This is a genomic window from Streptomyces sp. NPDC002176 (assembly GCF_044903645.1).
Lineage (GTDB): Bacteria > Actinomycetota > Actinomycetes > Streptomycetales > Streptomycetaceae > Streptomyces.
This window is the reverse complement of sequence record NZ_JBJDQW010000003.1, coordinates 570951-593788: the sequence shown is the minus strand read 5'-3', so window position 1 is coordinate 593788 and position 22838 is coordinate 570951. Positions and strand designations below refer to the sequence as shown.

At 70.2% G+C, this 22838-nt stretch carries 23 protein-coding genes; 11 read left to right on the top strand and 12 right to left on the bottom strand.

All coding sequences use genetic code 11. From position 1 onward, the window contains the following. Positions 1-14: 14 nt before the first annotated feature. Positions 15-896, bottom strand: a complete 882-nt coding sequence (locus ACI2LY_RS16540) for an SGNH/GDSL hydrolase family protein (protein ID WP_404707745.1) — start codon at positions 894-896, stop codon at positions 15-17. A 266-nt stretch (positions 897-1162) separates the two neighbouring features. On the opposite strand from ACI2LY_RS16540, the gene ACI2LY_RS16535 reads away from it, so the two are divergent. Continuing rightward, the gene (locus ACI2LY_RS16535) at positions 1163-1657 is read left to right on the top strand and encodes a DUF3145 domain-containing protein (protein WP_350899801.1); all 495 of its coding nucleotides are present in this window, start codon (positions 1163-1165) and stop codon (positions 1655-1657) included. A gap of 160 nt (positions 1658-1817) precedes the next feature. Here ACI2LY_RS16535 and fabF read toward each other — a convergent pair whose 3' ends face one another. The 5 genes from fabF to ACI2LY_RS16510 form a co-directional block, all read right to left on the bottom strand. After that, on the bottom strand, positions 1818-3080 hold the full coding sequence (gene fabF / locus ACI2LY_RS16530; protein ID WP_404707744.1) for a beta-ketoacyl-ACP synthase II: 1263 nt from the start codon (positions 3078-3080) through the stop codon (positions 1818-1820). 82 nt (positions 3081-3162) lie between these two features. Further along, positions 3163-3411 (bottom strand): acyl carrier protein, encoded by a 249-nt coding sequence (locus ACI2LY_RS16525; RefSeq protein WP_388993109.1) that lies wholly within the window; start codon positions 3409-3411, stop codon positions 3163-3165. Positions 3412-3503: 92 nt separating this feature from the next. Continuing rightward, positions 3504-4535, bottom strand: a complete 1032-nt coding sequence (locus ACI2LY_RS16520) for a ketoacyl-ACP synthase III (protein ID WP_404707743.1) — start codon at positions 4533-4535, stop codon at positions 3504-3506. 16 nt (positions 4536-4551) lie between these two features. Further along, entirely contained in the window at positions 4552-5490 is a 939-nt protein-coding gene (locus tag ACI2LY_RS16515; RefSeq protein WP_404707742.1) for an ACP S-malonyltransferase, read from the bottom strand. Between the two features lie 89 nt (positions 5491-5579). After that, positions 5580-6788, bottom strand: a complete 1209-nt coding sequence (locus ACI2LY_RS16510; protein ID WP_404707741.1) for a PucR family transcriptional regulator — start codon at positions 6786-6788, stop codon at positions 5580-5582. A 118-nt stretch (positions 6789-6906) separates the two neighbouring features. Here ACI2LY_RS16510 and ACI2LY_RS16505 point away from each other — a divergent pair, with 118 nt between their 5' ends. After that, on the top strand, positions 6907-7560 hold the full coding sequence (locus ACI2LY_RS16505) for a pirin family protein (protein WP_404708157.1): 654 nt from the start codon (positions 6907-6909) through the stop codon (positions 7558-7560). A gap of 2 nt (positions 7561-7562) precedes the next feature. Here ACI2LY_RS16505 and ACI2LY_RS16500 read toward each other — a convergent pair whose 3' ends face one another. After that, positions 7563-8384, bottom strand: coding sequence for a serine hydrolase domain-containing protein (locus ACI2LY_RS16500; RefSeq protein ID WP_404707740.1), 822 nt, complete (start codon positions 8382-8384; stop codon positions 7563-7565). A 19-nt stretch (positions 8385-8403) separates the two neighbouring features. After that, complete coding sequence (locus tag ACI2LY_RS16495; protein WP_404707739.1) at positions 8404-8871, bottom strand: GNAT family N-acetyltransferase; 468 nt, start codon at positions 8869-8871, stop codon at positions 8404-8406. Between the two features lie 97 nt (positions 8872-8968). On the opposite strand from ACI2LY_RS16495, the gene ACI2LY_RS16490 reads away from it, so the two are divergent. Both ACI2LY_RS16490 and ACI2LY_RS16485 read left to right on the top strand, forming a co-directional pair. Next, entirely contained in the window at positions 8969-9424 is a 456-nt protein-coding gene (locus ACI2LY_RS16490; protein WP_404707738.1) for a MerR family transcriptional regulator, read from the top strand. Further along, on the top strand, positions 9421-10440 hold the full coding sequence (locus ACI2LY_RS16485; RefSeq protein ID WP_404707737.1) for an aldo/keto reductase: 1020 nt from the start codon (positions 9421-9423) through the stop codon (positions 10438-10440). Before ACI2LY_RS16490 ends, ACI2LY_RS16485 begins: the two co-directional genes overlap by 4 nt. 3 nt (positions 10441-10443) lie before the next feature. On the opposite strand, the gene ACI2LY_RS16480 is transcribed toward ACI2LY_RS16485, so the two are convergent. The 3 genes from ACI2LY_RS16480 to ACI2LY_RS16470 all read right to left on the bottom strand — a co-directional run bounded on the left by ACI2LY_RS16480 (position 10444) and on the right by ACI2LY_RS16470 (position 13335). Then, positions 10444-11295 (bottom strand): DUF4429 domain-containing protein, encoded by an 852-nt coding sequence (locus ACI2LY_RS16480; protein ID WP_404707736.1) that lies wholly within the window; start codon positions 11293-11295, stop codon positions 10444-10446. Positions 11296-11361: 66 nt separating this feature from the next. Then, entirely contained in the window at positions 11362-12582 is a 1221-nt protein-coding gene (locus ACI2LY_RS16475) for an alpha/beta hydrolase (RefSeq protein ID WP_404707735.1), read from the bottom strand. Positions 12583-12708: 126 nt separating this feature from the next. Continuing rightward, entirely contained in the window at positions 12709-13335 is a 627-nt protein-coding gene (locus ACI2LY_RS16470; RefSeq protein ID WP_404707734.1) for a TetR family transcriptional regulator, read from the bottom strand. A gap of 121 nt (positions 13336-13456) precedes the next feature. Between ACI2LY_RS16470 and ACI2LY_RS16465 the strand changes: the two genes are divergently transcribed. Beyond that, positions 13457-15073: an MFS transporter gene (locus ACI2LY_RS16465; protein WP_404707733.1), complete on the top strand. Its 1617-nt coding sequence runs from the start codon at positions 13457-13459 to the stop codon at positions 15071-15073. Between the two features lie 125 nt (positions 15074-15198). On the opposite strand, the gene aceE is transcribed toward ACI2LY_RS16465, so the two are convergent. Then, entirely contained in the window at positions 15199-17946 is a 2748-nt protein-coding gene (aceE, locus tag ACI2LY_RS16460; RefSeq protein WP_404707732.1) for a pyruvate dehydrogenase (acetyl-transferring), homodimeric type, read from the bottom strand. A gap of 407 nt (positions 17947-18353) precedes the next feature. On the opposite strand from aceE, the gene ACI2LY_RS16455 reads away from it, so the two are divergent. From ACI2LY_RS16455 to ACI2LY_RS16430, 6 genes are all read left to right on the top strand, one after another. Then, positions 18354-18794 (top strand): DUF3052 domain-containing protein, encoded by a 441-nt coding sequence (locus ACI2LY_RS16455; RefSeq protein WP_018545328.1) that lies wholly within the window; start codon positions 18354-18356, stop codon positions 18792-18794. 138 nt (positions 18795-18932) lie between these two features. After that, positions 18933-19391 carry a peroxiredoxin gene (locus ACI2LY_RS16450; protein WP_404707731.1) on the top strand — a complete coding sequence of 153 codons (459 nt, stop codon included), beginning with the start codon at positions 18933-18935 and terminating at the stop codon, positions 19389-19391. A gap of 102 nt (positions 19392-19493) precedes the next feature. Beyond that, a complete protein-coding gene (locus ACI2LY_RS16445) occupies positions 19494-20069 on the top strand; it encodes a TerD family protein (RefSeq protein ID WP_384359362.1) in 576 nt (191 codons plus the stop codon). 95 nt (positions 20070-20164) lie between these two features. Further along, positions 20165-20743 (top strand): TerD family protein, encoded by a 579-nt coding sequence (locus ACI2LY_RS16440; RefSeq protein ID WP_388993063.1) that lies wholly within the window; start codon positions 20165-20167, stop codon positions 20741-20743. A gap of 75 nt (positions 20744-20818) precedes the next feature. Beyond that, positions 20819-21964: a DUF475 domain-containing protein gene (locus tag ACI2LY_RS16435; RefSeq protein WP_404707730.1), complete on the top strand. Its 1146-nt coding sequence runs from the start codon at positions 20819-20821 to the stop codon at positions 21962-21964. A 122-nt stretch (positions 21965-22086) separates the two neighbouring features. Further along, the gene (locus ACI2LY_RS16430) at positions 22087-22824 is read left to right on the top strand and encodes a Tellurium resistance (protein ID WP_404707729.1); all 738 of its coding nucleotides are present in this window, start codon (positions 22087-22089) and stop codon (positions 22822-22824) included. The last annotated feature ends 14 nt before the right edge of the window (positions 22825-22838 follow it).

Sequence of the window (22838 nt, the reverse complement as noted above, 5' to 3'; positions counted from 1 at the left end):
TGGGAAACCTTAGGTCACGGTCCGCTCTCCGTGACCGTCCGGTACGCGATCTCGGCGAGCCTCGCCTGACCGTCCCGGCTCGGATGGAACCAGTCCCACCGGCTCAACTGCCCGGTGCCGAAGCGGTAGTCGAAGACCGCGTTGCCGTCGGAGCGGCAGCGCTCGTCCTTCGCGCACACCTCGGCCAGCACCGCGTTGTACGCCTCCACCCGCCGCTGGACCTCCTCCCGGCGCACCGTCGCCGCCTCGGTCAGATCGTCCGCGCCGCGCAGCATGGAGGGGCAGATGCCCAGCTTCCACACCTCCTTGCCCAGCGGATCGGCCCGCCCCTCCGACCACAGCCGCAGCAGATTCGGCACGCTCGCCACGTACACCTGCGTCCTCGGCAGCTTCTCGCGCAGCGCCGCCATCGACCGCTCGAAGTCCCTGCGGAAGTCCGCCACCGGGGTCATCGCCGACACCGAGCGACGGCAGGCGTCGTTGGCGCCCACCATCACCGTCACCAGCTCCGGCCTGCGCGTGGCCGCCTGCGCCAGCTGGCCGGGCAGGTCCGCCATCCGGGCGCCGGTCACCGCGTAGTTCCAGCCCCGCTCGGCCGCCCCCTGCGTGCCCAGCAGCCGCACCGCCAGACTGTCCACCGCCGCGTCGCCGCCGGTCGCCCAGGAGACGCTGGGGCAGTCCGACAGCACCTGGCAGGCGTCGAAGCCACGGGTGATCGAATCACCCACCGCCGCGATCGAGTCCGGGTGCGCGTCCCACACCGGCGAGGGCTTCGCGGAGGGCCGGGACACGCCCGTACCCGCGCCGCCGCCCCGGATGGAGTCACACCCCGTCGCCAGCACGGCCGCCGTCAGCACCGCGAGCACGGCTCGCGCCCGGTGGCCTGGTTTCCGCATCCCCGCAGGTCCCCTCGCTCGTCCGCGCACCGACCGCCGGTACGCCCACCCTTCACAACGTGCGAGGGTTCCCGTCCGGCCGGGCGGGAACGGCACACCCCCGTACAAGCGTCCCCCTGGGTGAATGGCAGAGGATTCCTGGCACCGGGACCGACGGTACGTCACACTCCTTGCATCCCCGCAGGGTAGCCTCGCCATCAACGCGGCCGTCGCGTCACGGCCGCGTCGCCAGCCCGCAAGATGTCCCGCTCAGCCCGGAGGTTCCGGTGACGACACGTGGAGTTCTGTACGTGCACTCCGCGCCGCGCGCGCTGTGCCCGCATGTCGAGTGGGCCATCGCCGGGGTGCTGGGCACGCGCGTCAGCCTCGACTGGATCAGGCAGCCCGCCGCCCCCGGCACCTGGCGCTCGGAGTTCTCCTGGCAGGGCGAGGCGGCCACCGCCTCCAAGCTCGCCTCCGCGCTGCGCGGCTGGCAGCTGCTCCGCTTCGAGGTCACCGCCGAGCCCTCCGCCGCCGCCGAGGGCGAGCGCTACAGCTGCACCCCCGAACTCGGCATCTTCCACGCCGTCACCGGCATCCACGGCGACATCCTCATCCCCGAGGACCGCCTCCGCGCCGCCCTCCAGCGCAGCAGACAGGGCGAGACCGACCTTGAGGCCGAACTGTCCAAGCTCCTCGGCAAGCCCTGGGACGACGAACTGGAGACCTTCCGCCACGCTGGCGAGGGCGCCCCGGTCCGCTGGCTGCACCAGGTGGTGTGAGCGAGCTTCTTCGACGGGGTCAAGGGCAGCCGACCCCAGGGGCGCGGGGAACTGCGCGACAAGCCACGACGCACCCGCACCCGGCGACGAGAAGATCCATCAACGGCGAATGGCCCGGCCTCCACCGAAGGAGACCGGGCCATCACAGCTTTACGGCGACTCAGACCGTCCGGAACGCCAGAACGACATTGTGGCCGCCGAAGCCGAACGAGTCGTTCAGGGCCGCGATCCGGCCCTCGGGAAGCTGCCGCGGCTCGCCGACGACGACATCCGCGTTGACCTCCGCGTCCAGCTCGGTGACGTTGATGGTCGGCGGGGCCGTCCGGTTCACCAGGGCCAGGATGGACGCGACGGTCTCGATACCGCCCGCGCCGCCCAGCAGGTGACCCGTCATCGACTTGGTCGCGGAGATGGCCATGTGGTCGACGTCGTCGCCGAAGACCTTCCGCAGCGCCTTGATCTCCGCCACATCACCCTGGGGCGTCGAGGTGGCGTGCGCGTTCACGTGCACGATCTCCGCGGGCTTCAGGTCGGTGGAGTCCAGCAGGTTCTGCAGGGCCTGCGCGATGCCGTTGCCCGAGGGCTCCGGCTGCGTGATGTGGTGGGCGTCGGCGGAGATGCCCTGGCCGACCGCCTCGGCGTAGATCCGGGCGCCACGCGCCTTGGCGTGCTCCTCGGACTCCAGCACGATCACACCGGCGCCCTCACCGAGCACGAAGCCGTCACGGCCCGCGTCGTAGGGGCGGGAGGCGCCCTCGGGGTCGTCGTTGTTCTTGGACATCGCCATCATGTTGCCGAAGGCGGCGATGGGAAGCGGGTGGATGGCGGCCTCGGTACCACCGGCCACGACCACGTCCGCACGCCCGGTGCGGATCATCTCGATCGCGTACCCGATGGCCTCCGCGCCCGAGGCGCAGGCCGAGACCGGGGTGTGCACACCGGCGCGCGCGCCCAGCTCGATGCCGACGTTGGCCGCCGGGGAGTTGGGCATCAGCATCGGCACGGTGTGCGGGGAGACACGGCGTACGCCCTTCTCCCGGAGTACGTCGTACTGGTCCAGGAGGGTCGTCACGCCACCGATGCCGGAGGCGACGACCGCGCCCAGCCGGTCGGGATTCACGGACTGGTCCTCACCGGCCTTGGCGGTGAAACCGGCGTCCTTCCAGGCTTCCTGAGCGGCGATCAGCGCGAACTGCGCCGACCGGTCCAGCTTTCGGGCCTGCGGCCGGGGGATGATCTCACCCGGCTCGACGGCGATCTGCGCGGCGATCTTGACCGGCAGTTCGGCCGCCCACTCCTGCTCGAGGCGGCTGACGCCGGACCGGCCGGCCAGCATGGCCTCCCAGGTGGAAGCTGCGTCGCCACCCAGCGGTGTGGTTGCGCCGATACCGGTGACGACCACGGTGCGATTGGTCGGGCTCACGGGAATTCTTTCTCCAACAGATGCGGGATCTACGGCGCCACCGCCGGGTGGCGGGGCCTAGCAGCTAGGACCGAGGGGTGACTCAGGCCTGGTGCGTGCGGATGTACTCGGTGGCGTCACCGACGGTCTTGAGGTTCTTGACGTCCTCGTCCGGGATCTTCACGTCGAAGCGCTCTTCGGCGGCGACGACGACCTCGACCATGGACAGGGAGTCGACGTCGAGGTCGTCGGTGAAGGACTTGTCCAGCTGGACGTCCTCGGTGGGGATGCCGGCGATCTCGTTCACGATCTCGGCAAGGCCCGCGACGATCTCTTCCTGGGTGGCGGCCATGTCAGGCGCTCTCCTTCTTCGGTGTTCTTCGATGTTCAGACAATTGTTGGCATTTTTCCCCGCAGCGGACCGGATGGCCCGGCACGGAGTGCCTAGGGGAGGGTAACGACCGTGGCGGCGTAGACCAGACCCGCCCCGAAACCGATGACGAGCGCCGTGTCGCCGCTCTTCGCCTCGCCGGTCGCCAGAAGCCGCTCCATGGCGAGCGGGATCGACGCGGCCGAGGTGTTGCCGGTGGTGCGGATGTCACGGGCGACCGTGACATGCTCCGGCAGCTTCAGAGTCTTCACCATCGAGTCGATGATCCGCACATTGGCCTGGTGCGGGATGAAGACGTCCAGGTCGTCCGAGGAGATCCCGGCCGCTTCCAGCGCCTGCTGGGCGACCTTCGCCATCTCGAACACGGCCCAGCGGAACACCGCCTGGCCCTCCTGGGTGATCGCGGGGAACTTGATGTTCCCCTCGCTGTCCAGGGGGAGTTGGGAGACGTCGCCGATCCGGAAGCGGTCCCACGGCACGGTCTGCTTGATGGTCCCGGCCTTGTCGCCCTCCGAACCCCACACGGTGGGGCCGATGGCGGGCTCCTGGGACGGACCGACCACGACCGCGCCCGCGCCGTCGCCGAACAGGAAGGCCGTCGCGCGGTCCTCCAGGTCGGTCAGGTCGCTGAGCCGCTCCACGCCGATGACGAGCACGTACTCGGCGGAACCTTCCACCACCATGCCCTTGGCGAGGGTCAGGCCGTAGCCGAAGCCCGCGCAGCCCGCCGAGATGTCGAACGCGGCGGCCTTGTCGGTGCCCAGCTTGTCCGCGATCTCCGTGGCCACGGCCGGGGTCTGGCTGAAGTGCGACACGGTGGAGACCACCACGGCGCCGATCTGCTCGGCGGCGATGCCCGCGTCCGCGATCGCCTTGCCCGCCGCCTCGATCGACATCGCGGCGACCGTCTCGTCCGGGCCCGCCCAGTGCCGGGTCTCGATACCGGAGCGGGAACGAATCCACTCGTCGGAGGAGTCGATCGTCTCCAGGATCACCTCGTTGGGCACCACCCGGGTCGGACGGTAGCCGCCGACCCCGAGGATGCGCGCGTACGGGGCGCCCTTGCTGGGCTTGATCTTCGCCATTGGCATGGGCTCCTTGTCAGGCGCCCGCCGCGTCAGCGGCAGGAGTCGCGGTCTCGGCGATGAGCGCGCGCGCCGCGTCGAGATCCTCGGGGGTCTTCAGGGCGAGCGTCCGTACACCGGGCAGCGCGCGCTTGGCCAGGCCGGTCAGGGTGCCGCCCGGGCACACCTCGATCAGCGCGGTGACGCCCAGTTCCTTGAAGGTCTCCATGCACAGGTCCCAGCGGACCGGGTTGGCGACCTGGCCGACCAGCCGCTGGAGCACCTCGGTGCCCGACGCGACCGTACCGCCGTCCTTGTTGGAGACGTAGGTCACCTTCGGGTCCGCCGGAGCCAGCTCGGCCGCGGCCGCGGCCAGCGTCTCGACGGCGGGCGCCATGTGACGGGTGTGGAAGGCACCGGCCACCTTCAGCGGGACGACCTTGCGGACGCCCTCCGGCTTGTCCTCCATCAGCGCGGCCAGCTGCTCCAGCGTGCCCGCGGCGACGATCTGGCCCGCGCCGTTGATGTTGGCCGGGGTCAGGCCCAGCTTCTCCAGGTGCGCGACGGAGACCTCCGGGTCGCCGCCGAGCAGCGCCGACATGCCGGTCTCGGTGATCGCGGCGGCGTCGGCCATGGCCAGACCCCGCTTGCGGACCAGGTTCAGGGCGGAGATGTCGTCCAGCACGCCCGCGAAGGCGGCGGCGGTGATCTCGCCGACGCTGTGGCCCGCGACCGCGCCCGGCGCGATGTCACCCAGTGCCGCGGCGGACAGCAGTCCGGCGGCGACCAGCAGCGGCTGCGCCACGGCGGTGTCGCGGATCGCGTCCGCGTCGCCTTGGGTTCCGTAGTGGACGAGGTCCAGTCCGATGGCGTCGGACCACGCGGCGACGCGGTCAGCGGCACCGGGGAGTTCGAGCCAGGGGGTCAGGAAGCCGGGCGTCTGGGCACCCTGGCCGGGAGCGACGAGTACGAGCACTCTCACACTCTCTCTTGGAGACGGCCGCAGCCGCCCGTGGGGACAGGGACGAATAACTCGGAAGGCTTTTGTGGGCCCCCGACAAAAGGCTAGGGCTGGGACTCCCCATCGGTGAGCCGCCCCAGGATCAGGGCGATCCGCAACGTGAAGGCGGATCGTACATCGGAGGGCGACCAGCCGGTGACGTCAGTCACACGTCGCAGCCGGTAGCGCACGGTGTTCGGGTGAACGAAGAGCATCCTCGCCGCGCCCTCCAGGCTGCTCGCCTGCTCCAGGTAGACACTCAGGGTCTCCAGGAGCGCCGAGCCCGCTTCCTCCAGCGGTCTGTAGATCTCCTCCACCAGTTGCTCGCGCGCACTGGGATCACCCGCGATGGCGCGCTCCGGAAGCAGATCGTCCGCCAGTACCGGCCGGGGCGCGTCCTGCCAGGCGGTACACGCCTTCAGCCCCGCCGCCGCGGCCTGCGCGGACCGGGTCGCGGCCTGGAGGTCGTGCATGACCGGCCCCGCCACCACCGGACCCGGCGCGAACGGCCCGATCAGCGACTTGGCCACGTTCAGCGGCTGCACCGAGCTGCCGCCCGCGATCACCACCAGCCGGTCCCCGAGGACCCCGGTGAGCACCTGGAGCTTGGCGTGCCGGGCGGCCCGCCGGATCGCCTCCACGGTCAGCTCGCTGTCCCCGTCCGGGGCGGTGCCGAGCACCACGCAGACGTGCTCCGGCGAGTTCCAGCCCAGCGCGGCCGCCCGGCTCACGGCGCCCTCGTCGGCCTCGCCGCTGAGCACCGCGTTCACCACCAGGGACTCCAGCCGGGCGTCCCAGGCACCGCGTGCCTCGGCGGCCTGGGCGTAGACCTGGGCGGTGGCGAAGGCGATCTCGCGGGCGTAGACCAGCAGCGCCTCGCGGAGCACGCGCTCGTCGCCGGGCGCGGCCACCTCGTCGATGGCGCTCTCCATGACCTCGATGGTGGTGCGCACCATCTCCACGGTCTGGCGCAGCGTGATCGCGCGGGTCAGCTCACGGGGCGCGGTGCCGAAGACGTCGGTCGAGATGGCCTGGGGCGCCTCGGGGTGCCGGAACCACTCGGTGAAGGCGGCGATACCGGCCTGCGCCACGAGTCCGATCCAGGACCGGTTCTCCGGGGGCATGGCCCGGTACCACGGCAGGGTGTCGTCCATCCGCGCGATGGCCTGCGCGGCGAGATTCCCGGAGGACTTCTCCAGCCGCCTCAGGGTCGCGGTGTGCGGGTGGACGACATGTCCTGCGGGGTCGCCGGGGTGGGATTCGGGTTCGGGCACGTGGACAAGACTGCCTTATCGGGACGCGCGCATGTGCCGCCGGGTCCGTCCCGCTCTTTCGCACCGGCTGGTACATGCCTGCGGCACGGGCACCGCGCGCACTACCGTGGGGGCCGTGATGGAGGTACGGCGCGCCGCTGAGCGTTACCACGGAGGAGACCCGGAGGCGGGCATCGACTCCCGGCACGCCCTGTCGTTCGGGCCGCACTACGACCCCGCGAACCTGCGCTTCGGCGCGGTGATCGCCTGCAACGAGGAACGGCTCGCGCCCGGCGCCGGGTTCGACGAGCACCCGCACAGCCACACCGAGATCGTCACCTGGGTCGTCGAGGGCGAGCTGACCCACCGCGACTCCGCCGGGCACGAGAGCGTGGTCCGCCCCGGTGACGTACAGCACCTGAGCGCGGCGGCGGGCGTCCGGCACGTCGAGCGCAACGACGGCCCGGTCCCGCTGACCTTCGTGCAGATGTGGCTGGCCCCGCTGAAGCCCGGCGGCGAACCGTCCTACGAGGTGGTGCCGGGCATCGCCGACTCCACCCCGTACGCCCTGCCCGGCGCGGGGGCGATGCTGCACGTGCGGCGGCTGGCGGCGGGGGAGCGGACGGCGCTGCCGGACGCCGCGCACCTGTACGTCCACGTGGTGCGCGGCGAGGTCGGCCTCGCCGGGGAGACGCTGGGCCCCGGCGACTCGGCCCGGATCACCGGCGCCGAGGGGCTCGCGGCGCTGGGGGTGACGGCGGCCGAGGTGCTGGTGTGGGAGATGGGTCCCTAGGGTCAGCCGCGGACTTCCGCCAGCACCGCTTCCGTGAACACCGGCCACGCCTCGATCGCCCAGGGCCCGAAGGCGCGGTCGGTGAGGGCGACGGCGGCCACCCGGGCGTCCGGGTCGGTCCACAGGAAGGTGCCGGACTGGCCGAAGTGGCCGAAGGTGCGCGGGGAGGACGAACTCCCGGTCCAGTGCGGGGACTTGGCGCCCCGGATCTCGAAGCCGAGGCCCCAGTCGTTGGGGTTCTGGTGTCCGTATCCCGGTAGTACGCCCTTGGTACCCGGGTACTGCACGGTCATCGCCTCCGCGACCGTCCTGGGGTCCAGCAGGCGCGGCGCCTGGAGCTCGGCCGCGAAGCGCAGCAGGTCCGCCACCGTGGACACCCCGTCCTTGGCGGGCGAGCCCTCCAGCGCGGTCGACGTCATGCCCAGCGGCTCCAGCACCGCCTGGCGCAGATACTCGGCGAAGGGGATGTCGGTGGCCTTGGCGATGTGGTCGCCGAGCTGCTCGAACCCGGCGTTGGAGTACAGCCGCCGCTCACCGGGCGCCCCCATCGTGCGGTGCTCGTCGAAGGCCAGCCCGGAGGTGTGCGCCAGCAGATGGCGGACCGTCGCCCCGGGCGGCCCGGCGGGCTCGTCCAGCTCGACGGCACCCTCCTCGTACGCGACCAGCGCCGCGTAGGCGGCCAGCGGCTTGGTCACCGAGGCCAGCGGGAAGCGGTGGTCCACCGGGCCGTGGGTGCCCCGTACGGTCCCGTCGGCTCGTACGACGCCCGCGGCGGCGGTGGGGACGGGCCAGTTCTCGATCAGCGCCAGGCTCTGCAACGACATGCCGACGAGCCTATGCGGGTCACAGCCGCAGCTCCATCAAGGGGTCCGGCTTGGGCTTGAACCCCAGCGACTCGTACAGCGGGCGGGCGTCGGCGGACGCGGTCAGCTGGATCTGCCGGGCGCCGCGCTCGCGGAACCAGGCCAGCAGCGCGTCCACGCACGCGCGGGAGTAGCCCCGGCGGCGGGTGCCGGGGTCGGTGGCGACGCTGAAGACGAAGCCGACGATGCCCCCGGGGTTGGTCTCGCGCCCGATCCGGTACTCCACCGTCCCGACCGCGAGCGCGGCCAGCACGCCCGGCCGCTCCGGGTGGTCCACCACGAAGGCGGCGAAGGTGCCCTCCGGGTCGGCCAGCCGGGCGCGCAGGGCGGGCAGGGACTCCTCGTGCCAGGTCCCCGCGTCACCCCCGGAGACGGAGTCGATCATCACCTGGCGCAGGCGGAGCACTTCCCGCGCGTCCTCGGGCACGGCCCGGCGTACGAGACTCATGCGCGGCACGCTAGCGTCCCGTCCCGGCTCCCGTCCTGGCCATTTCTGCCGGATACCGCTTGCTTGGAGTGCGCTCGAAGGTCATAGCGTTGAGGGCATGACGGTGATGCAGACCACGCAAGCGGCGCCGGTCGGCCAGGACATCTGCTCCGGCCCCCCGCCGCGCCATCCCCGGCCCGACGGGCAGGACCGGTACACGATCAGCGAGGTCGTCGCCTTCACCGGACTGACCGCGCACACCCTGCGCTGGTACGAGCGGATCGGCCTGATGCCGCACGTCGACCGCTCGCACACCGGTCAGCGCCGCTACACCAACCGCGACCTGGACTGGCTGGTCTTCGTCACCAAGCTCCGGCTCACCGGCATGCCGGTCGCCGACATGGTCCGCTACGCCGAGCTGGTGCGGCAGGGGGAGAGCACCTACGACGAGCGGCGCGAGCTGCTGGAGTCGACCCGCCGGGACGTGCTCGCCCGGATCGACGAGCTGCGCGACACGCTCGCCGTGCTCGACCTGAAGATCGGTTTCTACGCCACGGAGGGGACCCCCCGATGACCGACCGCACGATGCCGACCGTACGCCTGGGCGAGACCGGCCCGGAGACCAGCGTCCAGGGCCTCGGCTGCATGGGCATGAGCTTCGGCTACGGCCCCGCCGACACCGAGCAGTCGCGGGCCGCCCTGGAGCGCGCCTTCGACCTCGGCGTCACGCTGTACGACACGGCGGACGCCTACGGGAACGGGGACAACGAGCGGTTCCTCGCCCCCTTCTTCAAGGCGCACCGCGACGAGGTGGTCATCGCCACCAAGTTCGCCCTGTCCATCCCGCCGGAGGACCCGAGCAAGCGGATCATCCGCAACGACGCCCCGTACATCCGGCAGGCCATCGAGGACAGCCTGAAGCGGCTCGACGTCGACGTCATCGACCTCTATTACATGCACCGCCGCGATGTGAACGTGCCCATCGAGGAGACCGTCGGCGTCATGGCCGACCTGGTGCGCGAGGGCAAGGTGAAGCACCTGGGGCTGAGCGAGGTCACCGCGGAGGAACTGCGCACCGCGCACGCCGTCCACCCGATTGCGGCCGTGCAGTCCGAGTGGTCCCTGTTCAGCCGGGACATCGAGGCTCACGTGGTCCCGGCCGCCCGCGAGCTGGGCGTCGGCCTGGTGCCCTACTCCCCGCTGGGCCGGGGCTTCCTCACCGGCGCCTTCACCGACGCCGCCAAGGAGCTGACCGACGGCGACTTCCGCCGCTCCCAGCCCCGCTTCACCGGCGACAACGCGACCGCCAACGCGGCCCTGCTGGAGCCGGTCCGCCAGGTGGCCGAGGCGCACGGGGCGACCCTCGGCCAGGTCGCGCTGGCCTGGGCGCACCAGCGGGCGGCGGTGTACGGCCTCGCGGTGGTGCCGATCCCGGGCACCCGCAAGGCCGAGCGGGTCACCGAGAACGCGGGTGCCGCGCACCTCGTCCTGACCGAGGAGGAGCTGGCCCTGCTGGAGCCGATCGCCGGGCAGGTCGCGGGCGACCGGTACGCCGACATGACGTTCACCTCGGCGGGCCGGGAGCAGTAACGCCTACAGCTCCGCCAGCAGTTCGGCCTTCTTCGCGGAGAACTCCTCGTCGGTCACCAGACCGGCCTGGTGCAGCTCGCCCAGGTGGCGGATGCGCTCGGCGATGTCGGCGGGGTCCCGTCGGGGCGCGGCCGGAATCGCCGGTACCGCCCCTCGGGTCCGTACCGCCGCGAGGACGGCCGCCGCGAACGGCAGCGACTCGTGCACCGGCCCGTACCCGAGCCCGAAGACCACGGTCGCCGCGTCCTGGTCGGGCGGCACCGGGTCGCCGGTGGCCGCCGGGCCGTTCGGCAGCAGCCGCAGATACCCCTCGAACGCCTCCGGTGAGCGCCACTCGACCCCGCCGAGGTCCGTGACCGCGAACCGCTGGTCGCCCGCCTTCCACTTCGCCGAGGACGCACCCGTCCACGACCAGCGGAAACGCACCGAGGTGCCGTCGAAGGACGCCTTGCCGTCGTACGCCTTGAACCGGCGCGGGGCCTCGGGGGCGTCGATCAGATGCCGGTCGGCGGGGCCGGATTCGGTCAGCGCGGCCTTCAGCTCGTCGGCGTAGTACTCGGCCAGGGTCTCCCGCTCGGCGGGCATGACCAGCCGGTACGGGTCCAGGCCCTCGGGGAGCTGCCCGGCCGCCGCCTCCAGCAGCGGGTCGGCTCCGGCGCGCGGCTCCAGCCGCAGCACGACGGTTCCCCGCTTTCCCTCGGCCAGGCTCACGCCCTCCAGCGCGGTGAGCGGGACCCGCCGTTCACCGAGCGCCTGGAAGAGTTTCGGTGTGCGTACCCCCCGCTCGTAGCGGATGAGCACGGAGTCGGATTCGAACTCCCAGACGGCCTGAAAACCCGCCAGTACGTCACCCATGCGGCTCATCGTATGCGGCACATGTCCCTCCGTCGCCACCCGCGCGGACCGCACTTCCTGCTGTCTCTACGCGCGTCCCGCGGCGGGCGCGTCCGGCACATCGGCCCGGCACGCCTCGTCCCCGCGGGCGCACGTCACGTCGCCGTACGCCCCCACGCCGACCTCGGCGAGATTGCGCAGGCTGTCCGTGCCCGGCTGGAAATAACCGGCGTGGCCCTGCGCGTCGCGCGAGGACAGCACCCGGGCGCCGAAGGCGCGGGACACCGGGTCCGCGCCGTGCCCGAGCCCGCCGACCTCCAGATACGGCACGTCCTGCACCCAGTCGGTGGCGTCCCGCATCGCCCACACCCGGGCGGTGCGGTTCAGATGGGCGGCCGTGGCCACCCGCATGCCGGGGCTCGCGGCCACCGCGATGTCGCTGACCCGGCGGGGCATGCCGGGCGCGGCGACCCCGCAGACCACCGAGCCGTAGCTGTGGCAGAACATCGACACCTCGGCCCGGCCGGGCAGCCCGCGCAGCAGCGCGTTCAGCCGGACGGCGCCGTCCTCGGCGCGCATCGCGGTCGCCGCGTCCACGCCGAGCCCGGCGGGCGCGGTGTAGTCGGCCCAGGCGATCACGGCGGTCCGGGTGGCGGGCGCCGCCTGCCGCTCGGCGGAGTACAGCGACTTGGCCATGCCGACCGGGGCGCTGTACGGGCGGTAGGACTTCTCGAAGGTGAGCAGGTCGGTGTCGACACCGGGCACCACCACGGAGATCCGGTCGGCCCGGCGCAGATCACCGAAGACCTCGGCGATCCGGCCCGAGCCCTCGGGGTCGAAGGCGAGGATGTGCCGCTCGGGCCGCATCAGCGCCTCGTACCGGTGCAGCCTGCGGGAGGCGTCCTGCTGGCCGGCCGTACTGAGCCGGTTGTCGTGCATGCGCCGCGACTCCACGTCCCGTTCCCGCTCCAGCGCCACCCGGTTGGCCTCGTAGCGCAGCGAGACGGGGGCGCCGTTCATGTTGCCCACCGCCAGCGGGTAGCGCGACGCCAGGTCGTGGCGGTCGTGGGCGGTGAGCGAGCCGAAGAAGCGGGCCAGCCGGTCCGGAGAGGTCTTCGCCGGGTCCGGCAGCGGCTTGCCGTGCACGCTGTCGCGCACCCACTCGGAGAGCGAGGACCTGAGCGCGGTCGACTCGCGGTGGGTGTGCAGCGCGGTCCAGCCGGTGGTCGCGAGCATCACGAAGACGACGGCCATCGCGAGGAGCGTGCGCCATACGCTGAGCTGGGGAGAGGTGTCGAAGGAAGTCACTGGGAGGACACACTAGGAGAACGGAAGGGTCTCGGGGCAATCGAGTGGCGGGGATCACGTTTCGTGGGCCGGGGGCCGGTCCACGGACGATCTTTCTAAACGATCTCCCCTGGTCCGCCAACGATTTCAGGCCGCGCGCCAGTTCCCCGTCAGCGCCGGGCCCACCTGATCGAGGTACGCCTCCGTGAGCCCCCGGATGGCCGCCAGGCTGAAGTCGTCCCCGGTGCTCCACTGCCGCTCGGTGACCCGTATCACCCCGGCGAACACGGCCACGGTGAGCCGCGGGCGGGGGTCGGTCTCCAGGTCGACGCCCTCGCGCTCCGCGAGCAGCCGGGCGATGGTCTGCTCGGTCTCCGCCGAACGGCGCAGATGCGCGGCGAGCAGCGCGGGCGTGGACTCGATCATGCGGTACATCCGCAGATACAGCTCGACCGGTACGACCGACTCCACGGTCTCCCGTATGTCGTCCCAGCCCTCCAGCATGGCCTGCCGCAGCGCCTCCATCGGCGGTTCGTGCGGCGGCCGGGCGCGTACGGCGGCCACGAAGCGGGCCTCCGTCACCTCCTGCACGGCGAAGGCCGCGTCCTCCTTCCCCGCGAAGTAGCGGAAGAAGGTGCGCTGCGAGACATCGACGGCCTCGACGATCTCGTCGACGGTGGTCCGCTCGTACCCCTGGGTGGTGAACAGCTCGAGGGCGGCGCGTACCAGCGCCTCGCGGGTACGCCGCTTCTTGCGCTCGCGCAGCGTCTCCATGGCCTCTCCCTGTACGTCCTTCCAGCTCAGCCTATGCGCTCGGGCGAACGGCGGTCATATGTCAGCCACTGACTGGTGAATGCGTTTGTCAACTGTCAGAGACTGTCACTAGCCTCATTACATGACTAGTCAGACCACCATCGACAAGACGGGACCGGAGGACGGGTCACCCACCGACGTGTCGCCGCCCGCACCGGCGGGCCTGCGCGGGCACCCCTGGTTCACCCTGATCACCGTCGCCGTGGGCGTCATGATGGTGGCCCTCGACGGCACCATCGTGGCCATCGCCAACCCGGCCATCGCCAAGGACCTGCACGCGAGCTTCTCCGACGTGCAGTGGATCACCAACGCCTACTTCCTCGCCCTCGCGGTCGCCCTGATCACCGCGGGCAAGCTCGGTGACCGCTTCGGGCACCGGCAGACCTTCCTCATCGGCGTGACCGGCTTCGCGCTGGCCTCCGGCGCCATCGGGCTGTCCGACAGCATCCCGGCGGTCGTCACCTTCCGGGTCCTGCAGGGCCTGTTCGGCGCCCTGCTGATGCCGGCCGCGCTCGGCCTGCTGCGGGCCACCTTCCCGGCCGAGAAGCTCAACATGGCGATCGGCATCTGGGGCATGGTCATCGGCGCCTCCACGGCGGGCGGCCCGATCCTCGGCGGTGTCCTGGTCCAGCACGTCAACTGGCAGTCGGTGTTCTTCATCAACGTGCCCGTCGGCCTGCTCGCCCTGCTGCTCGGCACGCTGATCCTGCTCGACCACCGCGCGGAGAACGCCCCGCGCTCCTTCGACCTGCCCGGCATCGCGCTGCTCTCCGGCGCCATGTTCTGCCTGGTCTGGGCGCTGATCAAGGCCCCGGCCTGGGGCTGGGGCGACGGCCGGACCTGGGGCTTCATCGGCGCCTCGGCGGTGCTCTTCGTGGCCTTCGCCTGGTGGGAGACGAGGGTCGCCGAACCGCTGATCCCGCTGACCCTGTTCCGCTCGGTCCCGCTCTCGGCGGGCGTGGTGCTGATGGTGATGATGGCCATCGCCTTCATGGGCGGTCTGTTCTTCGTGACCTTCTATCTCCAGAACGTGCACGGCCTCAGCCCGGTCGACGCCGGTCTGCACCTGCTCCCGCTCACCGGCATGATGATCGTCGGCTCCCCGCTGGCGGGCTTCGCCATCACCAAGCTGGGCCCGCGCATCCCGCTCGCGGGCGGCATGACGCTCACCGCGGTCGCCATGTACGGCATGTCCACCCTGAAGGCGGACACCGGCAGCGCCACCATGTCGATCTGGTTCGCCCTGCTCGGCCTCGGCCTCGCCCCCGTCATGGTCGGCGCCACCGAGGTCATCGTCGGCAACGCCCCCATGGCCCTCTCCGGCGTGGCGGGCGGCCTCCAGCAGGCGGCCATGCAGATCGGCGGCAGCCTCGGCACCGCCGTACTGGGCGCCGTGATGGCCTCCAAGGTCGACAGCGACCTCGCGGGCAACTGGACCGGCGCGGGCCTGCCCCCGCTGACCCCCACTCAACTCGACCAGGCGTCCCAGGCCGTCCAGGTCGGCGTGGCCCCGGTCACCAAGCAGATGCCCCCGCCACTGATCGAGAAGATCACCGGCGTCGCCCACGACACCTTCATCTCCGGCATGAGCCTCGCCTCCCTGGTAGCGGCAGGCGTAGCGGCGGTAGCGATCCTGGTAGCCCTCCTGACCCGCCGAGGCGAAAACGCAGAGGCGGGCGCGGCAGTGGGCCACATCTAGGTTCCGGGTACTGGTGGCGCTTTTAGGGGCGCGGGGAACTGCGCGACCAGCCACGACGCTCCCGCAGCCGCGCGATCACCGAAGTACGAACGGTGATCGCGCGGCCACGTCCAAGCCGCGCAGCGCTACGCGTCGCCGCCGGCAGCTCCTGGCGCAGCCGCCTTCACATCGAGCAACTGATACCGATCGATCGCCTGCTTCAGCACAGACCGATCAACCTTCCCCTCCTTCGCCAGCTCCGTCAGCACCCCCACCACGATCGACTGAGCATCGATGTGGAAGAACCGCCGAGCCGCCCCGCGCGTATCCGCGAACCCGAACCCGTCAGCCCCGAGCGACTGGTAAGGCCCCGGCACCCACCGAGCGATCTGATCCGGCACCGCCCGCATCCAGTCGGACACCGCGACGAACGGCCCCTCCGCCCCGCCGAGCTTGCGCGTCACGAACGGCACCCGCTGCTCCTCCTCGGGATGCAGCATGTTGTGCTCCTCGCAGGCCACCGCCTCCCGCCGCAGCTCGCTCCAGGAGGTCGCCGACCAGACGTCCGCCCGGACGTCCCACTCGTCGGCGAGAATCCGCTGCGCCTCCAGCGCCCACGGCACCGCGACACCGGACGCCATGATCTGCGCCGGGATCGAGCCGCCGGAGCCCTCGCTCAGCCGGTGGATGCCCTTGAGGATGCCCTCGACGTCCACGTCCGCCGGTTCGGCCGGGTGCTGGATCGGCTCGTTGTAGACGGTGAGGTAGTAGAAGACGTCCTCACCGTGCGGGTGCTCTTCGTCCCCGCCGTACATCCGCCGCAGCCCGTCCTCGACGATGTGCGCGATCTCGTACCCGTACGCCGGGTCGTAGGCCACGCAGGCCGGGTTGGTGGAGGCGAGGAGCTGGGAGTGGCCGTCCGCGTGCTGGAGGCCCTCACCGGTCAGGGTCGTGCGGCCCGCGGTCGCGCCCAGCACGAAACCACGCGAGAGCTGGTCGGCCATCTGCCAGAACTGGTCACCGGTGCGCTGGAAACCGAACATCGAGTAGAAGACGTACACCGGGATCAGCGGCTCGCCGTGGGTGGCGTAGGCCGAACCGGCGGCGATCAGCGAGGCCGTGCAGCCCGCCTCGGAGATGCCGTCGTGCAGCATCTGTCCGGTCGGGGACTCCTTGTAGGCGAGCAGCAGATCGCGGTCCACCGCCTCGTACTGCTGGCCCAGCGGGTTGTAGATCTTCGCGCTCGGGAAGAAGGAGTCCATGCCGAACGTGCGGTACTCGTCCGGCGCGATCAGCACGAACCGCTTGCCGATCTCCTTGTCCCGCATGAGGTCCTTCAGCAGTCGTACGAACGCCATGGTGGTGGCGATGGACTGCTGACCCGACCCCTTCTTCACACTCGCGTACGCCTTCTCGTCGGGCAGCGCGAGCGGCTTGGAGCGCACGACGCGCGTCGGGACGTAGCCCCCGAGCGACTTGCGCCGGTCGTGCATGTACTGCATCTCCTCCGAGTCCCGGCCGGGGTGGTAGTACGGCGGGGCGCCGGACTCCAGCTCACGGTCGGAGATCGGCAGGTGCAGCCGGTCGCGGAAGCCCTTGAGGTCGTCGACCGTCAGCTTCTTCATCTGGTGGGTGGCGTTGCGGCCCTCGAAGTTGGGACCCAGCGTCCAGCCCTTGATCGTCTTGGCCAGGATGACCGTCGGCTGGCCCTTGTGCTCCTTGGCCGCCTTGAACGCCGCGTAGATCTTGCGGTGGTCGTGGCCGCCGCGGCCGAGGTGCAGCACCTGGTCGTCGGTCATGTTCTCGACCATGGCGCGCAGCCGGTGGTCGTCACCGAAGAAGTGGTCCCGGATGTAGGCGCCGGACTCGGTGGCGTACGTCTGGAACTGGCCGTCCGGGGTGGTGTTCATCCGGTTGACCAGCACGCCGTCGCGGTCCTGGGCCAGCAGCGGGTCCCAGCTCCGGTCCCACACCAGCTTGATCACGTTCCACCCGGCGCCCCGGAACTGCGACTCCAGCTCCTGGATGATCTTGCCGTTGCCGCGCACCGGGCCGTCGAGCCGCTGGAGGTTGCAGTTGACCACGAAGGTCAGGTTGTCCAGCCCCTCACGGGCCGCGATGGACAGCTGGCCCAGCGACTCCGGCTCGTCCATCTCGCCGTCGCCGAGGAACGCCCACACATGCGAGTCCGAGGTGTCCGCGATGCCTCGCGCCTCCATGTACCGGTTCATCCGGGCCTGGTAGATCGCGCCGAGCGGGCCGAGGCCCATGGAGACGGTCGGGAACTCCCAGAAGTCCGGCATGGAGCGCGGGTGGGGGTAGCTGGACAGCCCGTCCGGGAACTTGGAGTGCTCCTGGCGGAACCCGTCGAGCTGGTTCTCCGAGAGCCGGTCCAGCAGATACGCGCGGGCGTAGATGCCCGGCGAGGCGTGGCCCTGGAAGAAGACCTGGTCGCCGCCGTCACCGCCGTCCTTGCCCCGGAAGAAGTGGTTGAAGCCCACGTCGTACAGGGAGGCGGAGGAGGCGAAGGTGGCGATGTGGCCGCCGACGCCGATGCCGGGCCGCTGGGCGCGCGAGACCATCACGGCCGCGTTCCACCGGGTCGCGTTGAGGATGCGGCGCTCGATCTCCTCGTTGCCGGGGAAGAACGGCTCGCTCTTGGTGGGGATCGTGTTCACGTAGTCCGTGCTGCGCATCTCGGGCACGGCCACGCGCTTCTCGCGGGCCCGCTCGATCAGCCGCAGCATCAGATACCTGGCCCGCTCCCGGCCGCGCTCGTCCACGGCGGCGTCGAGGGAGTCGAGCCACTCCTGCGTTTCCTCGGGATCGAAGTCAGGAACCTGACTCGGAAGGCCGCCAATGATGATCGGATTGCGATCGGAACCGGAAGCCACGCTGTTCCTTACCTGTCGGAGGGACCTGCCTACACCGTTCCCCATCGTGTACCTGGGGAACGTGGTACGTCATCCACTGGTTCCCCCCGTTGCTGATGCCTGACCGCTCAAATCATGACGATACGCCCGGGGTGTGACGGGCATGGCAAAGTTGTTCGATGGGCGTAACGACGGATGATTCCGAAGTGCGCATAAGGGGCACATCGGTGTGATGTGGTTCCCCGGGAAACGGGATACGGTGCCATGAAGGGCGGTGCGGGGCGGCGAAGCGGCCCGGAACGTCACCGTTTCGGCGGTCAAGAAGGCCGGGTACTTGCGCGATCCGTCCCGCCCGTGTGGACTACGGCCAATGCTTCGCGCACGCGCGTGGCTCAGATATTCACCAAGACATGATCAGGAGGCAACCCGTGAGCGCGACCGCGGACCACGCGGAGGAGCGGACGAACCCTGCCGCCAGGCTGGGGTTCCAGCCCGGACAGGTGGTCCAGGAGATCGGCTACGACGAGGACGTCGACCAGGAGCTCCGCGAGGCCATCGAGGAAGCCGTCGAAGGCGACCTGATGGACGAGGAATACGACGACGTGGCCGACGCCGTTGTGCTGTGGTTCCGTGATGACGACGGAGACCTCACCGATGTACTCGTGGATGCCACCACGTACATCGAAGAGGGCGGCGCCATCCTGCTTCTGACGCCGAAGACCGGCCGTACGGGGTACGTGGAGCCGAGCGACATCTCGGAGGCCGCAACCACCGCAGGGCTGACCGCTTCGAAGAGCGTCAGCGTCGGCAAGGACTGGAGCGGCTCGCGTCTCGCGACGCCGAAGGCCGCCAAGTCCGGCAAGCGTTAGAAAGAACGCGTCATCGCCGCGCCGAGCGGGCCGGGACTCCCCGGTCCGCCCGGCGGCCCCGGCGTGATCGCTGCGTAGGGTGGGACCGGGCGTGTGACCCGCGCCCACCCGAACAGCCCAGCGAAGGGATGCAGGACGATGGCGATCCAGGTCGGCGACGAGGCACCCGACTTCGAACTGAAGGACAACCACGGCCGCACCGTGCGGCTCTCGGACTTCCGGGGCGAGAAGAACGTGGTGCTGCTCTTCTACCCCTTCGCCTTCACCGGCGTCTGCACCGGCGAGTTGTGCGAGCTGCGTGACAACCTTCCGCAGTTCACCGACCGCGACACCCAGCTGCTCGCCGTCTCCAACGACTCCATGCACACCCTGCGCGTCTTCGGTGAGCAGGAGGGCCTGGAGTACCCGCTGCTCAGCGACTTCTGGCCGCACGGCAACGTCAGCCGGGGCTACGGCGTCTTCGACGAGGACAAGGGGTGCGCCGTGCGGGGCACCTTCATCCTCGACAAGACGGGCACCGTGCGCTGGACCGTGGTCAACGGTCTGCCCGACGCCCGCGACCTCACCGACTACGTGAAGGCGCTCGACACCCTGTGACGGCCCCGCGGTTCGCGGGAACCCGTCACTAGGATCGGCACGTTGATCCCGTATCCGATGCACTACGGGGCTGTCGGCCCCAGGACACCACATGGAGGACCCGTGGGAGTCAGCCTCAGCAAGGGTGGCAACGTCTCGCTGACCAAGGAGGCTCCCGGCCTGACCGCCGTCATCGTCGGTCTGGGCTGGGACGTGCGCACCACGACCGGCACCGACTTCGACCTCGATGCCAGCGCGCTGCTGGTGAACAACGCCGGCAAGGTGGCCAGCGACCAGCACTTCGTCTTCTTCAACAACCTCAAGAGCCCCGACGGCTCGGTCGAGCACACCGGCGACAACCTCACCGGTGAGGGCGAGGGCGACGACGAGCAGGTCAAGGTGGACCTCGCCACGGTCCCGGCCGACGTGGACAAGATCGTCTTCCCGGTCTCGATCTACGAGGCCGAGAACCGCCAGCAGTCCTTCGGCCAGGTCCGCAACGCCTTCATCCGCGTCGTCAACCAGGCCGACGGTCAGGAACTCGCCCGCTACGACCTCAGCGAGGACGCCTCCACCGAGACGGCCATGGTCTTCGGCGAGCTGTACCGCAACGGCCCGGAGTGGAAGTTCCGCGCCATCGGCCAGGGGTACGCCTCGGGCCTGCGCGGCATCGCCCAGGACTTCGGCGTCAACGTCTGACGCCGTACGGGCAGCACCTCCTCCGGCGCCGTTCCGCGTTTGCGGGCGGCGCCGGAGGCGCAGGAGAACCAAGAACACCACAGGGGAGGATCAGCATGGGTGTCACGCTCGCCAAGGGAGGCAATGTCTCCCTCTCCAAGGCCGCACCGAATCTCACCAACGTCTCGATCGGCCTCGGCTGGGACGCCCGCTCGACCACCGGCGCGGCCTTCGACCTGGACGCCAGCGCCCTGCTGTGCGGCGCCGGGAACCGGGTGCTGGGGGACGAGTGGTTCGTCTTCTACAACCAGCTCACCAGCCCCGACGGCTCGGTGGAGCACACCGGCGACAACCTCACCGGTGAGGGCGAGGGCGATGACGAATCGATTCTGGTGGACCTTTCCCGGGTACCTCCCCAGTGCGAGAAGATCATTTTCCCGGTCTCGATCCACGCGGCCGACGAACGCGGCCAGTCCTTCGGCCAGGTGTCCAACGCGTTCATCCGCGTCGTCAATCAGGCCGACGGCCAGGAACTCGCCCGCTACGACCTCAGCGAGGACGCCTCCACCGAAACGGCCATGATCTTCGGCGAGCTCTACCGGTACCAGGGCGAATGGAAGTTCCGTGCGGTCGGACAGGGGTACGCGTCCGGACTTCGGGGCATCGCTCTAGACTTCGGAGTCAACGTTTCGTAAAGCCGGGTACGGCAAGGGGGAAACCCGCTCCCAGATGCGGTCTGGGGGGACCCCCGGAAGATGATGGGGTAGCCAGTGCTTCTGAAAACCTTCGGCTGGTCGTTCGCGGTGACCGCGCTCGGCCTGGTCGCGGCGGTCTTCTACGGGGGGTGGCAGGGCTTCGGCATCGTGGCGATCCTTTCCATCCTCGAGATTTCGCTGTCGTTCGACAACGCGGTGGTCAACGCCGGAATCCTGAAGAAGATGAGCGCCTTCTGGCAGAAGATCTTCCTCACGGTCGGCGTGCTCATCGCGGTCTTCGGCATGCGGCTGGTCTTTCCCGTCGTCATCGTCGCCATCAGCGCCAAGATGGGTCCGATCGAGGCCGTCAATCTCGCGCTGAACAACAAGGACCGCTATCAGGAACTCGTCACCGACGCCCACCCGGCGATCGCCGCGTTCGGTGGCATGTTCCTTTTGATGATCTTCCTCGACTTCATCTTCGAGGACCGGGACATCCAGTGGCTGCGCTGGATCGAACGGCCGCTGGCCAAGCTCGGCAAGGTCGACATGCTGTCGGTCTGCATCGCCCTGATCGTCCTGCTGATCACCTCCTTCACCTTCGCCACCCACGCCCACCAGCACGGCGGCGCCCATGTCGACAAGGCCCAGACGGTCCTGATCGCGGGCATCGCGGGACTGATCACCTACATGGTCGTCGGCGGTCTCTCCGGCTACTTCGAGGACAAGCTGGAGGCGGAGGAGGAAGCCGAGCACGAGGCCGAGGAGCAGGCCGCCCGCTCCGGCAAGCCACGCTCGGCGGTGCAGCTCGCGGGCCAGGCCGCGTTCTTCATGTTCCTCTACCTGGAGGTCCTGGACGCGTCCTTCTCCTTCGACGGCGTCATCGGCGCCTTCGCCATCACCAACGACATCGTCCTGATGGCGCTGGGCCTCGGCATCGGCGCGATGTACGTCCGTTCGCTGACCGTCTACCTGGTCCGCCAGGGCACCCTCGACGACTACGTCTACCTGGAGCACGGCGCCCACTACGCGATCGGCGCCCTCGCGGTGATCCTCATGATCACCATCCAGTACGAGATCAACGAGGTCGTCACCGGTCTGGTCGGCGTCGTCCTGATCGCCTGGTCCTTCTGGTCCTCGGTGCGCCGCAACCGCGCGCTGGCGGCCGCCGGGGGCGACGCGGGGTCGAGCGAGAAGACGGAGATCTCCTCCGGGGTCTGACGATCCCCTAGGGGCAAGATCAGGGACGTGGCGGGGTGTGGCATCCCGCCCTGCGAGGAACGCTTCGAATGGGGCGGCCGACTCGGGTCGGCCGCCCCGACGACTTTTCCAGGGGGGCGGGAATGGGATTTCTCGACGGACTGCTGGGCGGCCGGACCGCCGACTTCGACTCGGGCAGCTCCGCGTCCAACGCGATCGAACTCACCAAGCGGCACCAGCAGGTGTCACTGACCAGACAGGGCGCGGCGACCGGGAACCTGCGGGTCAACCTGACCTGGCGGATGCGTACCTCCGACTTCGGCGGCCCCCAGCGCGGCAGCCTGTTCCGGCATCCCTTCAAGGCGCTGAAACCACCGGAAGTGCTGGGACACGGCCAGAGCATGGTCAACGTCGACCTGGACCTCGGCTGCCTGTTCGAGCTGACCGACGGCACCAAGGGCGTCGTCCAGCCCCTCGGCGGCTATCTCGGCGACGTCAACGCCCCGCCGTACGTCAAGCTCAGCGGCGACGACCGGTTCGGCTCCGCGTCGGGCGAGACGATGTACGTGAACCTGGACCACCGGGACGCCATCAAACGCCTGCTGGTCTTCGTGTACATCTACGACCAGACCCCGGCCTTCGACCGCACCCACGCGGTGGTCACGCTCTACCCGAGCAACGGCCCGCGCATCGAGATCGGCCTCGACGAACGCCATCCGCAGGCCCGCTCGTGCGCGGTGGTGATGATAGAGAACGTCAAGGGCGAGCTGGTCGTGCGCCGCGAGGTGAAGTTCGTCTACGGCTTCCAGGGCGAGCTGGACCGGCTCTACGGCTGGGGACTGACCTGGGGGCGCGGATACAAGTCCAAGGCGGACCGGTGACCGCGCCGGGCCCG